The sequence below is a fragment of the Kitasatospora sp. NPDC089797 genome, from assembly GCF_040684795.1.
Classification (GTDB): Bacteria; Actinomycetota; Actinomycetes; order Streptomycetales; family Streptomycetaceae; genus Kitasatospora.
Map to the genome: position 1 here is coordinate 182374 of NZ_JBFBGS010000005.1, position 14326 is coordinate 196699.

The window sequence follows — 14326 nt, forward strand, 5'->3', positions numbered from 1 at the left end:
GATGGTGTCCCGGTCGAGCGGCTGGTCAGGCCGGCCCGGATGCGGTCGGCCACCTCGGGACAGTACCGAATGCCGATGAACTCCGGAGCGGCGCGCCCCTCAGCGGATGCGGCGGCCGAGCCGCGCGGTGAACGGGCGCGGGGACAGCGAGGCGCTGCGGTGCGGCCGGATCGGCCGGTCCCGGGTGGGGGCGACCGTCCAGCGGGCGGCGATGGTGGCGAGCGCGAGGGCGGCCTCGGTGGTGCCGAAGGCGTCGCCGATGCAGCGGCGGGCACCGAGGCCGAACGGGGTGTAGTTGCCGGGCGCGGGGCGGGCGGTGGTGAGCCAGCGGTCCGGGTCGAAGCGGTCGGGGCAGGGGAAGAGGTCGGCGCGGCGGTGCAGCAGGTAGGGGCTGTACAGGATGGTGGCGCCGGCCGGGAGCGGGTGGCCGCCGAGTTCGGCGGCGGTGGAGGTGGTGCGGCTGAGGATCCAGGCGGGCGGGTAGAGGCGCAGGGTCTCGCTGACGATCCGGGCGGTGAGCGGCAGGGCGGGGAGGTCCTGGTGGCGGGCGGGGCGGCCGTCCAGGACGGTGTCCAGCTCGGTGTGCAGCCGTTCGCGGACGGCCGGGTTGGCGGCGAGCAGCGTCCAGGCCCAGGACAGGGTGGCGGCGGAGGTCTCCATGCCGGCCAGCAGGAAGGTGACCACCTGGTCGTGGATCTCGTCCTCGGTCAGGCCCTGCCCGTCCTCGTCGCGGGCGCCGAGCAGCACGGAGAGCAGGTCGTGGTGGTCGGTGCCGGCCGCCCGGTAGTCGGCGGTCAGCCGCCGGGTGATCTCCCGGAGGTCCTGCCGGGCGCGGGCGAAGCGGCGGTTGCCGGGGGTGGGGAGCCGGTCGGCGCCGGGCAGCGGGAGCATCATCCGCCGGGCGACGCCGTGGGCGACCTCGTCCATGCAGGCGTGCACGGGCAGGGTGCCGGCCCGTTCGTGGGCGGCGAACAGGCAGCGGGCGGTGACGGCGGTGGAGAGCCGGTACATCGCGGCGGGCACGTCGACGGTGTCGCCGTCGCGCCAGCGGGCGGTGGTGCCGGCGATCTCCTCGGCCATCAGGGCGGCGTAGCCGGGCAGCCGGTCGCGGTGGAAGGCGGGCTGGAGCATCCGGCGCTGGCGCCGGTGGGCGGCGGCGGGGCAGGTGGCGAGGCCGTTGCCGAAGGCCTCGCGGGCCTTCTCGACGACGATCCCGCCCTTGTCGTACGTGCGGTCCTCGGTGAGCAGCCGGCGCACCAGGTCGGGATGGCAGGCGACGTAGGCGTCCAGCGGGCCGAGCCGCAGCCGGACGAGGTCGCCGTGCGCGGCGAGGCCGGCCACGAAGCCGAGCGGGTCGCGGAGCAGGGCGGGGGCGTGGCCGAGCAGGGGGAGTGCGCGCGGGGCGGTGACCGAGGTGTAGCGGGCGGTCGGGCGGTACTGGGCGGGCACGGGCGTCACCTCGGGGAGGGCCGGTTCGTCGGGTGTTCGGGATCGTTCGGGATCCTCCCCGGATCTTTCCCGGCGCCCGGCGGTGAAACTGTCCACGAACGGTCCGTGCCCGGCGGGTGGGGTGAACGCGGGGGCGCAGGCCGAACGCCCGTGCGCCGGGCCGGGCTTGACGGTCCGGCGGGGGCCGTCCGGCGCAGGGGTATCCGGGGGAGGTGCCGCGCCCCTAGACTGCGGGCTCCGCACGATTACCGGCTGGTACTACCGGCCGGTACGGCCCGTTGGTACTACCGGTTGGGAGTTGGGATGGCCGACGAGCGCACCCACGCGTTCACCGACGACGCCCTCGGCGCACACGACGCGGTGGCACTGGCCGCCCTGGTCCGGGCCGGCGAGGTGAACCCCCGGGAACTGGTCGCGGCCGCCGTCGCCCGCGCCGGGCGGATCAACGGCGCGCTGCTGCCCGTCGCCCACGCCACCTACGACCGGCCCAGGATCAGCCGGGAGGGCATCGACGGCCCGCTCTGGGGCGTGCCGACCTTCCTCAAGGACAACGTCGACCTGCGCGGCCTGCCCACCACCAACGGCAGCGAGGCCTACCGGGCCCGCCCGGCCCGCCGCAACGCGGCCTTCGCCGACCAGTTCCTGGCCACCGGCCTGGCCGTGCTCGGCAAGAGCCGGTTGCCCGAGTTCGGCCTGAACGCCTCCACCGAGTTCGCCACCGCCCAGCCGGTGCGCAACCCCTGGAAGACCTCCCACTCGCCCGGTGCCTCCTCGGGCGGCTCGGCGGCCCTGGTCGCGGCCGGCGTGGTGCCGATCGCCCACGCCAACGACGGCGGCGGCTCGATCCGGATCCCGGCGGCCTGCTGCGGCCTGGTCGGCCTCAAGCCCACCCGGGGCCGGCTGGTCACCAACGCCCAGGGCGGCAAGCTGCCGATCGACCTGGTCACGGACGGGGTGGTGACCCGTTCGGTGCGCGACACCGCCGCCTTCTTCGCCGCCGCCGAGCGCCACCACCGCAACCCCGGGCTGCCCCCGATCGGGCTGGTCGAGGGCCCCGGCAGCCGCCGGCTGCGGATCGGGCTGGTGGTGGACTCGCCGACCGCCAAGACCGACGAGGCGACCCGCCGGGCCGTCGAGGAGACCGCCGCCCGGCTGGAGGCGATGGGCCACCGGGTGGTGCCGACCACCCTGCCGTTCGGCGAGGAGTTCTCCCGCGACTTCCTCTCGTACTGGGGCTACATCGCCTGGGTGATCGCGCTCACCGGCCGGGTGGTGCTCGACCCGAGCTTCCGGGCCGGGAAGCTGGACGGGCTGACCACCGGGCTGCGCCGCAGCTTCCGGGCGGAGTTCCGGCGCACCCCGGGGGTGCTGCGCCGGCTGCGCCGGGCCGAGGCGGTGTACGCGGGCATCTTCGGCGAGCACGACGCGGTGCTCTCCCCGGTGCTCGCCCACACCGCCCCGCCGATCGGGCACCTCAGCCCGAACGTCGCCTTCGACGAGCTGATCGACCGGCTGCTGCGCTACGTGGCCTTCACCCCGGTCAACAACGTCACCGGCGGTCCGGGCATCGCACTGCCCGCGGGGGCGGCGCCGAGCGGGCTGCCGATCGGGGTGCACCTGTCGGCCGCGCACGGGCAGGAGCGGCTGCTGCTGGAGCTGGCCTTCGCGCTGGAGTCGGACCGGCCCTGGCGGCGCATCCAGGACTGACCCGCGCCGCGGCCGGCGCCCGGCTCGTGTCCGGCCGGGGCCCGGCTCGTGCCCGGTCGGCGCGCTGGGTCCGGCGGGCCGCGCCCCGGCGGCCGGGTGCTCAGCCGGCCGCGACCGACCGGGCCGCGTGCACCTCGTGGTGCAGCCGGGCCAGCGCGCAGTCCGGTGCCAGGGCGTCCGGGCCGCCGTCCGGGGGCAGCGGTGCGCCGGTGCGCAGCGCCTCGGCCAGGTCGGACAGCTCCCGGGTGACGAGGGCGACCTCGGCCGGGGTCGGCACCGGCGCCCCGTGCTCGATCCGCACCCGGGTCGCGGTGGTGGTGTCCACGATCCGTTCCACCGCGATCACCAGCGGCCACCACGCCTGCGCCCGGGCGCCCACCGGCGGCGGCTCGGTGAGCGCCCGCTGGAACTCGCTGCGGACGGCGGAGAGGTCCCGGTACAGCCGCCGCCGGTAGCGGGCCCGGGCCGGTTCGTCCCGCCCGGGCGCGGTGGTGAAGGCCAGCGTCACGTACGAGGCGGTGTCCTGGACGGCGTCGGCCAGCCGGTCGCCGATCCGGGTGTGCCAGGACTCCGGCCAGAGCAGGTAGCCCGCCAGCAGCGCGATCCCGCAGCCGATCAGCGAGTCGTACAGCCGGGGCGCCACCAGGTGGAAGCCCTGGTGGTTGAGCAGGTCGGAGAGCATCAGGATGACCGGGGTGATCGCGGCGGTCTGGAAGGCGTACCCCTTGGCGGACAGCACCGGGATCAGCGTGGCGAGCGCCGCCATGACCGGCACGTCCCACCAGCCGTGCGGCACCTCGGCGAGCACCGGGATCGCGACCAGCAGCCCGGCGGCCGTCCCGAGCGCGCGCAGCACCGCCCGGGAGAACACCGAGCCGAAGTCCGGCTTCAGCACGAAGGTGACGGTCAGGGACACCCAGTACGAGCGGGGGACGGCGATCACCGACACCAGCACCTGGGCCAGTCCGATGCACAGGGCCAGGCGCAGCCCGTACCGCCAGGACGCGCCGGACAGCAGCAGTGACCGGGCCGCCCGGCCGGTGCGCACCCGGAGGCCGGCGGGGTGGCCGAGCCGGTCGGCGGAGCCGTACGGGTCGGGGGCGGCCTCCCGGACGACGGTGGCGGCGTGGCCGATCGCCTCGGCCAGCGCCCGGGTGGACGGGCCGCGCGGCTCGGGCAGCTCGGGCAGCACGGACGGCGGGGCCTGGCCGCCCCGCCCGGCGCCGCCGCCCCGTCCGACGGCGTCGGCCAGTTCGCGCACGGCGGCCGGGTAGGCGGCGGGCAGCGGGCCGAGGTCGGGCGGGCGCAGGTGGGCCGCGGCGGTGCCCTCGACCACCGGGATCAGCGCGTTGAGCTGGGCGAGCAGGCGCACCAGGGTGGCGGAGCGGCCGTGCCGGCGGGCCCGGCGGGCGAGCAGCAGGTCGTAGGAGTCGTTGAGCGACTGGGTGAGCGCCCGGCGCCGGTCCTCGTAGTCGGGGGTGCCGGCGCTCTCCAGCAGTCCGGCGACCGCCCGGTAGGTGTCGGCGACCACGGCGCGCTCGGGGGTGCCGCCGCGCAGCGGCCAGGCGAGCAGGGTCAGGGCGAGCACCAGCAGACCGCCGAGCAGCAGCAGGGCGGGCGGCAGCCACCACGGGGGAGGCATCGGCAGACCGGCGCCGACCACCGCGTCCAGCAGCAGGAGCAGGCCGGAGACCGAGGCGACCGCGCCGATCGAGGAGATCATGCCGGAGACCAGCGCGACGACGGTCAGCGCCGCGACCGCCGTCCAGCCGGAGCCGTGCACCTGGGTGCCGAGCAGCACCCCGAGGGCGCCGAACAGCTGCGGCACGGCGATGTTGAACACCCGCATCCGGTACGCGTCCGCGGTGTCCCCGATGACCCCGGACAGGGCGCCCATCGACACCAGGGCGCCGTAGCCGGTGCGGCCGGTGGCGGTGCCGACGGCGAGCGGGACGGCGAGCGCGACCGCGGCGCGGGCGGCCGCGGCCCAGGGGACGGGCGCGTCGCGGGGCCGGAGGCCCGCGGTCAACCAGCCGGGCGGGGCCAGCCGGGCGGGGGCCGGTCGGGTGCGTGCCACAGACCCAACGTACGGCGCCGCGGGCCGGTTCACCCATCGTGCTTATGTCAATTGTCGAAACATTCCCGGGTCCTTATGTCAGTCTCCGAAACATATAGCGAACCCCGAGAGGCGTCGTGAACTGCGTAGATTTCCCAATCGGTAACCCGCGGGAAAGGGTTGACACCATTAGTTGGTCTAGTCCAACGTATGGGGAGCGCGGTTCGGCAACGCCTGATGCGGGGTGAGTGTCCTTGTCGAACGGGCGAGTTGGCCCCCTGACGTGGCGCTGGACGCTGCTCGGGGGCCGAGGCGAGAAGGAGCGCATGCGGACGGGCGTCCGGTCCGCGCACCCATTTCCCCTTCCGGCCGACGACCGGCCACCGGCTCGCCGTGCCCACGCCGGGCGCCCGAGGAAGCGCTGCATCGACCACGAACCACGGAGTGACCGCCCATGTCGAGCCCTGCCGAAGCCCCCGAGGAATATCTGTACCGGGCCGCCTCCGCGCGCCCCTACTTCAGTGCCGACACCGAGAGCTACCTCGCCCGCACCGCCCTGCGCGAGGTGCGCAAGAAGCACCCGCTGCGGGTGCTCTCCGAGGCGGACTTCGCCCACTGGCAGACCTACGGCTACGTCGTGGTGCGGGAGGCGATCCCGGCCGCGGCCGCCCAGCGGCTGCTCGACTTCGCCTGGGAGTTCCAGGGCCTGTCGCCCGACCGCCCGGAGGACTGGTACCGCGAGCGCGACTACCGCGACGAACTCGACCGGCACCTGCACATCTACGGCTTCGTCGAGGCCTACCACCACCAGCTCATCTGGGACAGCCGGCAGGCGCAGCGGGTCTACGACGCCTTCGTGGACGTCTGGGACTGCGAGGAGCTCTGGGTCACCCTCGACCGGCTCAACCTCAACCCGCCGAACGTGCGCAACCGCGACCGCGCTCTGATCGAGCCCACCGACGAGGGCTTCGACATCGAGCTGCACTGGGACGTCGACACCACCCAGGGCATGCTGCCCCAGCGCGTCCAGGGCATCATCGCGCTCAACGACACCGCCCCCGACCACGGCGGCTTCCAGTGCGACCCCGAGCTGTTCCGCCGCTACAACACCTGGCAGGCGGCCCAGCCCGCCGACCGCGACCCGATCCGCCCGGCCGTCGACCGCGACGAGTACCCCGTGGTGCGGCCCGAGTTGAAGGCCGGCGACCTGCTGATCTGGAACGGCCTGCTGGCCCACGGGGTCGCCCCCAACACCTCCGAGGGCGGTGTGCGCTCGGTCCAGTACCTGTCCATGATGCCCGCCCTGGAGGAGGCCGAGCCGCTGCGCCGCTCCCGGGTCGAGTCCTGGCGCACCCTCGCCACCCCGGACTGGAACCGCACCCTGGTCGGGGACGCCGACCGGCCCGAGGCGCTGCGCTACGGACCGGCCGAACTGACCGAACTCGGCGAGAAGTTGCTCGGCCTGAAGTCCTGGACCGGCCGCACCTTCGAGCAGCCCGCGGAGGAGCGGTCATGCGCGCCGTCTGCCTGACCCTGCCCACCAACCGCGAGTGCGCGGACACCATCCCCGCGATCGGCGCCGAAGCCGCCCACGCCGCACGGGAGTTCGGCGTCCAGGTGCACCTGCTGGTGCTGGACTCCGCCGACCCGGCCGCCCGGGCCCGGCACGCCGCCGCCCTCGCCGCACTGCCGGCCGCCGACGGCGTGCTCGTCCACCACCTCGACGAGGAGGCCCAACGGGCCTTCCTGCGCGCGGCGATCGAGCGCTCCGGCCTCCCCGGCGGGGACCGGCTGCTCGACCTGATGCTCCCCGACGCCGTCTCCTACGGCGCCTGCACCAACCGGGCGTTCCTGCTGGCCGCCGCCCTCGGCTGCACCTCGGTGCACCGCCGCGACTCCGACAGCCGCTACCAGTGGCACGACGGCGCACCGGTGTTCCCGATCGACCACGAACTCGCCACCATCGGCCTCAAGGCCGCCGACGCGGCCGCCGCCGTCACCGAGTACACCCTCGACCCGGCGCACGCCGACAAGCCGGTGGCCCTGGTCGGCGCCTCCTTCATCGGCGAACTCTCCGTCGACCTCGGCGGGATCCGCGCGCTCGACCCCGAGGTCTACCACGACCTGGTCGCCCTCTGGGCGCCCAGCGACGCCACCGAGGAGGAGCGGCGGGAACTCGTCGCCGACTCCTTCACCGGCGGCGGCACCGAGCCCTTCGGCGCGGACCGCGCCGTGCTCGACCGGCCCGACATCTGGCGGATCGACATGTGCAACATCGCCCTCGACCACGAGGTCTACGAGCGCGTCCCGTTGCCGCCCGCCACCGCCACCATCGGCAGCGACTACTTCCTGCACCACCTCGTGCACGACGCCACCCTGCCCGGCGTCACCCACAACCGGCACATCGTCAACTACTACACCCCGGAACGGCGCGTCGGCGCGGGCTTCACCGCCTACCACGAGCGCTACGCCAAGTTCCTGCTCTCCATGCTCTACCTCCACCCCGTCTACGCCGACCTGGAGCGGGCCGGCGGAGCCCTGCTCGACGAGCAGCACCGCGTCCGCCCCGGAGCGGTCGCCGACTCGGCCCGCCGCAGCGCCGCGACGGACCGCGCCGAGAACCACCGGCGGCTCGCCGAGATCGACCGCTGCTACCGGCGACTCGGCGGGCAGTACGCCGAGTTCGCCGACCACCTGGCGCCCCGACGGGCGCGCCTGCTCGACGAGGCGCAGGCGGACATCGAGGACTTCGCCCTGCTGATCGACGCGTGGGGCCCGCTGGTGCGGGCGAGCAAAGCCACCCCCGCCGACCGGCTGCCACGGTAGCCGCACCGGGAGTTCATCCGTGATACGTCAGACCACCGATCCACGGCCGACCGCCGACCGGTGCCGCAACGGCGCCCGACAGGCCGGCCACCGCGCCCCGACCGCGTCCGCCACCGTGCACGCGGACGCCGCGCCCCGCCCCGACCAGCACGACCACGGCGCCCTGCGCGCCGCGCTCGCCGCCGCCACCGAGGACACCGTCGTCTACGACCTCGACGGCATCGGCCGCCAGTACGCCGCCCTGCGCGCCGAACTGCCGGGCATCGCCGTCCGGTTCGCGATGAAGGCCTGCCCGGTCGACGAGGTGCTCGACCACCTCGCCCGGCTCGGCTCCGGCTTCGACGCGGCCGGCCCGCAGGAGATCGCCCAGGCGCTGCGCACCGGCGTGCCGCCCGAGCTGATCCACTACGGCAACACCATCAAGTCCGACCGGCACATCGCCGAGGCCTACCGGCTGGGCGTGCGCGACTTCGCCACCGACAGCCTGGAGGACGTCGCCGCGATCGCCGAACACGCCCCCGGCTCACGGGTGTTCTGCCGGATCGCGACCACCGGCGACGGCGCCCTGTGGGGCCTGAGCCACAAGTTCGGCTGCTCGCCCGAGGACGCCCTGCGGGTGCTCGACGCCGCCCGCACCGCCGGGCTGACGCCCTCCGGGCTGTCCGTGCACGTCGGCTCCCAGCAGATGACCGCCGAGGCCTGGGGCGCCGCGATCGACACCCTGGCCGCCGTGCTGGAGGCGCTCAACTGGCGCGGCATCGTGCCGGAGCGGGTCAACCTCGGCGGCGGACTGCCCGCCCTGGGCGTGCTCGACCGGCACGGCCGACCGCTGGAGCCGCCGCTGGACAAGATGTTCGCGGTGATCCGCGAGGGCATGGAGCGGCTGCGCGCGGTCAACGCCGCCCCGCTGGAGTTCCTGCTGGAGCCCGGCCGTCACCTGGTCGCCGACCACGGCGCGATCCGCGCCCACGTCGCCCGGCTCACCTCCCGCCACCGGCTCGACGGCACCCGGGAGGACTGGCTCTACCTGAGCTGCGGAAAGTTCAACGGCCTGTACGAGATGGACCAGTTGCAGTACCGGCTGGAGTTCCCCACCCACCCCGGCGGCCAGTTCGTCAACGCCGTGGTGGCCGGCCCGACCTGCGACAGCGACGACGCGTTCGCCCAGGAGGACGGCGCGGTGCGGGTCCCGCACGCGCTCGCCTCCGGCGACCCGGTGTGGATCCACTCCTGCGGGGCGTACTCCACCGCCTACGCCACCCGGGGGTTCAACGGCTTCGCACCGCTGCCGTACACCGTCGTCGGCGGCCGTCCCGAGGGGGAACGAGGATGACCGACATCCGGATCCGGCTGCTCCGCGAGGCGGACTGGCCGGCGGTGATCGCGGCCGAGGACCGCGCCTACGCCGCCAGCGGGCTGTCCGAGGGCGGGGCGGCGCTGCGCTCCCGGCACCGCGCCTCGCCGTCCACCTGCTTCGTGCTGGAGGACGCGGACGGCTTCGCCGGCTACCTGCTCGCCCTGCCGTACCCGCTGTTCCGCTGCCCGGACCTGAGCGCGGCCGAGGAGGGCGCGGCCGACGGCCGTGCGCAGAGCAACCTGCACGCCCACGACCTGGTGATCGCCGAACGGGCGCGCGGCCGGGGGCTGGCCCCCCGGCTGATGCGGCACCTGGAGGAGGTCGGCCGGGCGGCCGGCCACCGGACCCTCTCGCTGGTCGCCGTGCGCGGCTCGCAGGTGCTGTGGTCGCAACTGGGCTACCGCGCCCGGCCCGAGATCGGGCTGCCCGCGAGCTACGGCGCCGAGGCCGTCTACATGGCCAAGCCGCTGGACCGCGCCCCGAACCCCGCGGAGCCGACCCCCGGGTCCGCACCCAGAGCCGAAGTGGGCTGATGCACATGTCCCCCTCCCGCGACCCGTTCCGCCGGTCCCAACTGGCCATCGGCGCACTGTTCTTCGCCCTCGGGTTCCAGTACGCGACCTGGGTCTCCCGGGTGCCCGCGCTCAAGGCCCGGCTGGACCTCGGCGAGGCCCAGATCGGCCTGCTGCTGATGACCTGCGGGATCGGCGCGGCGGTGTCCTTCCCGCTGGTCGCGGTGCTGATGCGGCGGTTCGGCTCCCGCCTGCTCTCGGTGCTGTCCGCGCTCGCCCTGGGCGTGATCCTGGTCGCCCTGTCGGTGGTGCCGAACTACCCGGTCACCCTCCTGGTGCTGTTCTGCGACGGCGTCGCGGTCGGCTGCCTGAACGTGGCGATGAACGCCCAGGGCGCCGCACTGGAGGCCCGGTTCGAGCGCACCACGATGTCCAGGCTGCACGCCACCTTCAGCGCGGGCTCGCTGCTGGCCGCCCTGCTGGCCTCCGGCGTCAACGCCTTCACCGGCTCGCTCGCCGTGCACTTCGGGCTGGCCGCGCTGCTGCTCGCGGTGCTGGTGCTGGCCGCCCGGCCCGGCCTGCTCGCCGACGGCCCGGCGGAGACCGCCGAGGCGGCGGCCGGCCCGGAGACGGGGACCGGTCCGGAGACAGAGAACGCCGCCGAGTCGGACGGGACGGGGCGGAAGGGGCGCCGCCGCTTCGCGCTGCCGGTCGCGGCCACCCTCTGGATGGGACTGGCGATGGTCTTCGGCACCGTCACCGAGGGTGCCATGAACGACTGGTCGGCGCTCTACCTCAAGGACGTGGTCCACGCCGGCGCCGGAGTCGCCCCGATGGGCATCGCCGTCGTCTCGGTGATGATGGTGTGCGCCCGGATCTTCGCCGACGGCTGGCGCACCCGCTTCGGTGACGGCCGGATCGTCCGCACCGGCAGCCTGCTGGCCGGCCTCGGCCTGGCCGTCGCGCTGCTGGTCGGCGGGGTGGTGCCGACCCTGCTCGGCTTCGCCTGCGTCGGCCTCGGCGTCGCTGCCGTCACCCCCTGCGTCTACGTCGCGGCCGCCCGGCAGGGCTCCGACGCGCTCTCCCTGGTCGCCGCGATGGGCACCACCGGCCTGCTGGCCGGCCCCGCCGTGATCGGCTTCATCGCCGGTGGGACCAGCCTGGTGTGGGGCATGGCCGCGGTGGCCGCCTCCGCCGCCGTCGTCTCGCTCTGCGCCGCCCGGATCAGCTGGCCGCAGGCCCGGACGGCCGAGCCCCGGCTCGTCGCCGAGACGGGCTGACCGCCGCTTCGGTCCCCGCCCGGCCCGTCAGCCCCCGGCCGCCCCTCCAGTCCTCGCCCGGCCCGTCCGTCCTCCCCGTGGCGGCGAGCCGGGCGAGCTCGTTCCGCAGGTGTTCCCGCTGCGCTGACCGGCCTGCTCCGGGCCGTCGTTCGCTCCCCCGTCCGGGGCGCCGGCCGGGGCGCCGTCCGACCCGTCCGGGCCGTCGGTCGAACCACCGCCCGGCCCGCCGCCGTTCGCGCCGCCGCCGTCCGCGCGGCGGCGGCGCCGGTAGCGCAGCACCTGCCGCAGTAGGAACGCCGCGACCAGCAGCCCGAGCCCGACCGCGAACCACAGCTGGTAGCGGATCGCCGTCCGGTACACCGTCCCGATGTTGGCCCCGGCGACGTACCCGAAGGTGCCCCAGACCGCCGTCCACAGCAGGGCGCCGAGCAGGTTGAACACCGCGAACCGCCGCCACGGCATGTCGGTGGTCCCGGCGATGACGCCGTTGTACTGGCGCAGCCCGTCGACGAAGCGGGCGACGGTGACCACCTTGCCGCCCTGCCGGGCGAAGAAGCCGTCCGCGCGTTCCAGCCGGGCCGGGGTGAGCAGCACGTAGCGGCCCCAGCGGTGCACGAAAGCGCGCCCGCCGGTGCGGCCGACCAGGTAGCCGAGGGCGTTGCCGAGCGTCGCGGCGGTGGCCGCGATCGCCAGGACGGCGGCGAGGTCGAGGTGCCCGCTGCCGGCGTACACCGCGGCGAGGATCAGGATGGTCTGCCCCGGTACCGGGATGCCGCAGTTGTCCAGCAGCACGAGCAGCGCCACCGCGAGGTACCCGTAGTGGTCCAGCAGTGGCGCGAGCCCGGCGAGCGCCCCGGGCAGCGGGGTCGTGGCGGCGGACACCGCTCCTCACCGCCCCGACCGCGGGGCGGCGGGGGCGTGGGTCAGCGTTCCGCCAGTCCGGGCTCGACGTTGCAGTCGGGGCCGGGGTAGACCAGGCCCTCGTGGCCGTCCTCGAAGCGGACCACGTACGGTGGTTGGCCGTCCGTACCGCGCACCTCGACGATCTCGCCCTTCTGGTCCACCATGCCCACCGACCTGCTGTGGATGTGGAGCCGGTCGCCTACCGCTGCGTGCATGGTCTGCTCCTCGCGTCGTGCGGACGTTCCGCTATCCACTCTGCTGCGGGCACGGCGGGCGCGCAACGCCTCGGACGGCCGGGGCGCGCGGGGCTCCCGGGCCGGGCGTCAGCCGGTGGGCAGTTGTTGCGCGAGGTAACCGCGCACCAGCCGTTTGCACTCGGTGATCAGGGCCGGATCGCCCTGCGGGTCCCCCCGGAAGGCCAGCTTGAGGATCGCGTCGGCCGCCTCCAGGGCGACCCGCAGGGCCAGCGTGGTGGCCGCCGGGTCGCCCGCCTCGAACAGCTCGCCGCCGAGCGCCTGCAAGCGCAGGGCCACGGCGTGGTTGTTGTCCACGCCCGCGTCCAGCAGGTGCGTCCCGTCGCGCACCCCGGACGGCACCACCGGGCCGGCCAGCCCGAAGTCCACCTGGCCGAAACCGGGCACCGCGCGCTTCATCGCGACGAACTCCTCCACCGCGAGGTCGGTGAACCCGGCCGGGCCGACCGGCGCCGAGCGGGCCAGCCGGGCGTCCAGGCGCTGGAGGTAGTGGTCGAGGTTGCGGGTCGCGAGCGCGGCCAGCAGGTCCTCCTTGCCCGCGAAGAACTGGTACAGGGTGCCGATCGGCACCTGGGCGCGCTGGGCGACCTCCTTGGTGGTGAGTGCCGTCGCCCCGGCCTCGTCCAGCAGCTCGGCGCAGGCGTCCAGGATCCGGCCGTACCGCTCCTGGCTGCGCTGCTGGACCGGCCGCCGCCGGGCCGGGCCGGGGCTGTGCCGCAGACTTCGCGCGTCGACGCTCATGCGGCAACTCTGCCGCATCCGCTGTTCCGACGGCGAATCATCGGGGCGGGGGAGCGCCGGAGTTTCGGTTGGGGCGCGAATCAAGTGGTGGCCGGAGCTGAACGGCACGGTGGCGGGAAGGTGGCCACGGGTTGGCTTTGGTCTTGTCGTGGACGCGATGGCCGGTTCATACTCCTGGGGCGGATCACCTTGCGTGATCATCACGCTCCTCTTCGTGGTGACCGCGACTCCGGCAGTCCGTGGCGACGACGGGCGACACCCGCCGCCACCCGAGGTCTGGACCCGCCCATGCGCCTCCCCGAGCGAACCACGTCCCGCTGTGCGTCCCGTCGAACGGAAGGAGGGGGCCGGATCGGTGACCCCGTACCCCACCGGGCGTGAGGCCCGCACCGCCGAGCACCGCCGCCGCCGGTTCCTGGAAGCCGGCTACCTGGTCCTGCCCGGGCTGCTGCCCGAAGCGCTGCGCGAACGGCTCGCCCGCGAGGTGGACCGCTGGGTCGACGAGGGCCTGCGGGCCCGGTCGATCGCCGCCTGCACCGACCCGGCCCGGCACGGGCCGCCCCCGGTGCTGGAGCTGGAACTCCCCGCCCATGGCGAACTGCTCACCCACCCGCCGCTGCTGCGGGCGCTGACCGGGCTGATCGGCCCGTCCTTCGTCTTCCACCACCTGCACAGCGACCGCCAGCCGCCGGGCGTCCCCGGCAAGCCCTGGCACCACGACTGCGAGCCCAACGACGGCTCCGACCCCTCGCTGCTGATGGTCCACGCGCTGCACTACCTCGGCGGCCTGGACGAGCGGGTCGGCAGCCTGGCCGTGCTGCCCGGCTCGCACCGCCGCTCCGTCGACAAGGACGCCTACGCCCACCACGGCACCGCGGAACTGCCCGGCGAGGTGGTCATCGACCGGCTGCCGCCCGGCACCACCGTGCTGCTCAACTCGGCGCTCTTCCACACCCGCAGACCGGCGCCCGACGGGCCGGGCCGGCCGCGTTACTTCATCGACGCGTCCTACTGCCAGGTCGGCGCGCGCTGGCGCCCGGTGAAGCCGCACTGGCGGCAGATGCTCGCCCGGGCCCGCGAACTGGACCTCGCCGACGGCCAGTGGCCCGACCTGTTCGCCGAGCAGCACTTCACCGAGTACACCGGAACCGTCTGAGCCGGGCGGGGTGCCCGGGCCGTCCGGGCCGGCGGAGCCTGCCGCGCCGCCAGGGCCCGGGCCGTCCGCGCCCGGGCCGCCCCGG

At 75.1% G+C, this 14326-nt stretch carries 12 protein-coding genes; 7 read left to right on the plus strand and 5 right to left on the minus strand.

Translation table 11 applies throughout. From position 1 onward, the window contains the following. Positions 1-99: 99 nt before the first annotated feature. A complete protein-coding gene (locus AB0O91_RS06445) occupies positions 100-1449 on the minus strand; it encodes a cytochrome P450 (protein WP_363428499.1) in 1350 nt (449 codons plus the stop codon). Positions 1450-1752: 303 nt separating this feature from the next. On the opposite strand from AB0O91_RS06445, the gene AB0O91_RS06450 reads away from it, so the two are divergent. Continuing rightward, the gene (locus AB0O91_RS06450; protein WP_363428501.1) at positions 1753-3156 is read left to right on the plus strand and encodes an amidase; all 1404 of its coding nucleotides are present in this window, start codon (positions 1753-1755) and stop codon (positions 3154-3156) included. A gap of 100 nt (positions 3157-3256) precedes the next feature. Here AB0O91_RS06450 and AB0O91_RS06455 read toward each other — a convergent pair whose 3' ends face one another. Beyond that, positions 3257-5233 carry an FUSC family protein gene (locus AB0O91_RS06455; RefSeq protein ID WP_363428503.1) on the minus strand — a complete coding sequence of 659 codons (1977 nt, stop codon included), beginning with the start codon at positions 5231-5233 and terminating at the stop codon, positions 3257-3259. A gap of 433 nt (positions 5234-5666) precedes the next feature. Here AB0O91_RS06455 and AB0O91_RS06460 point away from each other — a divergent pair, with 433 nt between their 5' ends. The 5 genes from AB0O91_RS06460 to AB0O91_RS06480 all read left to right on the plus strand — a co-directional run bounded on the left by AB0O91_RS06460 (position 5667) and on the right by AB0O91_RS06480 (position 11187). Beyond that, positions 5667-6743 carry a phytanoyl-CoA dioxygenase family protein gene (locus AB0O91_RS06460; protein ID WP_363428505.1) on the plus strand — a complete coding sequence of 359 codons (1077 nt, stop codon included), beginning with the start codon at positions 5667-5669 and terminating at the stop codon, positions 6741-6743. After that, positions 6725-8038, plus strand: coding sequence for a DUF6271 family protein (locus tag AB0O91_RS06465; protein ID WP_363428507.1), 1314 nt, complete (start codon positions 6725-6727; stop codon positions 8036-8038). The genes AB0O91_RS06460 and AB0O91_RS06465 overlap by 19 nt, the downstream gene beginning before the upstream one ends. Before the next feature lie 115 nt (positions 8039-8153). Next, a complete protein-coding gene (locus AB0O91_RS06470) occupies positions 8154-9371 on the plus strand; it encodes a type III PLP-dependent enzyme (RefSeq protein ID WP_363428593.1) in 1218 nt (405 codons plus the stop codon). After that, complete coding sequence (locus AB0O91_RS06475; RefSeq protein WP_363428509.1) at positions 9368-9928, plus strand: GNAT family N-acetyltransferase; 561 nt, start codon at positions 9368-9370, stop codon at positions 9926-9928. The genes AB0O91_RS06470 and AB0O91_RS06475 overlap by 4 nt, the downstream gene beginning before the upstream one ends. 5 nt (positions 9929-9933) lie before the next feature. Then, the gene (locus tag AB0O91_RS06480; protein ID WP_363428595.1) at positions 9934-11187 is read left to right on the plus strand and encodes an MFS transporter; all 1254 of its coding nucleotides are present in this window, start codon (positions 9934-9936) and stop codon (positions 11185-11187) included. 27 nt (positions 11188-11214) lie between these two features. Here the strand turns inward: AB0O91_RS06480 and AB0O91_RS06485 are convergent, their stop codons facing one another. The 3 genes from AB0O91_RS06485 to AB0O91_RS06495 all read right to left on the minus strand — a co-directional run bounded on the left by AB0O91_RS06485 (position 11215) and on the right by AB0O91_RS06495 (position 13085). Then, a complete protein-coding gene (locus AB0O91_RS06485) occupies positions 11215-12069 on the minus strand; it encodes a DedA family protein (RefSeq protein ID WP_363428511.1) in 855 nt (284 codons plus the stop codon). Between the two features lie 41 nt (positions 12070-12110). Then, entirely contained in the window at positions 12111-12305 is a 195-nt protein-coding gene (locus AB0O91_RS06490; protein WP_363428513.1) for a DUF1918 domain-containing protein, read from the minus strand. A 108-nt stretch (positions 12306-12413) separates the two neighbouring features. Next, positions 12414-13085, minus strand: coding sequence for a TetR family transcriptional regulator (locus AB0O91_RS06495; protein WP_363428515.1), 672 nt, complete (start codon positions 13083-13085; stop codon positions 12414-12416). 355 nt (positions 13086-13440) lie between these two features. On the opposite strand from AB0O91_RS06495, the gene AB0O91_RS06500 reads away from it, so the two are divergent. Next, positions 13441-14241, plus strand: coding sequence for a phytanoyl-CoA dioxygenase family protein (locus AB0O91_RS06500; RefSeq protein ID WP_363428517.1), 801 nt, complete (start codon positions 13441-13443; stop codon positions 14239-14241). The last annotated feature ends 85 nt before the right edge of the window (positions 14242-14326 follow it).

Excerpts from the sequence above, each read along its gene's own strand:
- AB0O91_RS06450 (WP_363428501.1), top strand. The coding sequence starts at position 1,753 with ATGGCCGACGAGCGCACCCACGCGTTCACCGACGACGCCCTCGGCGCA.
- AB0O91_RS06495 (WP_363428515.1), bottom strand. The coding sequence starts at position 13,085 with ATGAGCGTCGACGCGCGAAGTCTGCGGCACAGCCCCGGCCCGGCCCGG.
- AB0O91_RS06475 (WP_363428509.1), top strand. The coding sequence starts at position 9,368 with ATGACCGACATCCGGATCCGGCTGCTCCGCGAGGCGGACTGGCCGGCG.
- AB0O91_RS06480 (WP_363428595.1), top strand. The coding sequence starts at position 9,934 with ATGTCCCCCTCCCGCGACCCGTTCCGCCGGTCCCAACTGGCCATCGGC.
- AB0O91_RS06465 (WP_363428507.1), top strand. The coding sequence starts at position 6,725 with ATGCGCGCCGTCTGCCTGACCCTGCCCACCAACCGCGAGTGCGCGGAC.
- AB0O91_RS06460 (WP_363428505.1), top strand. The coding sequence starts at position 5,667 with ATGTCGAGCCCTGCCGAAGCCCCCGAGGAATATCTGTACCGGGCCGCC.
- AB0O91_RS06490 (WP_363428513.1), bottom strand. The coding sequence starts at position 12,305 with ATGCACGCAGCGGTAGGCGACCGGCTCCACATCCACAGCAGGTCGGTG.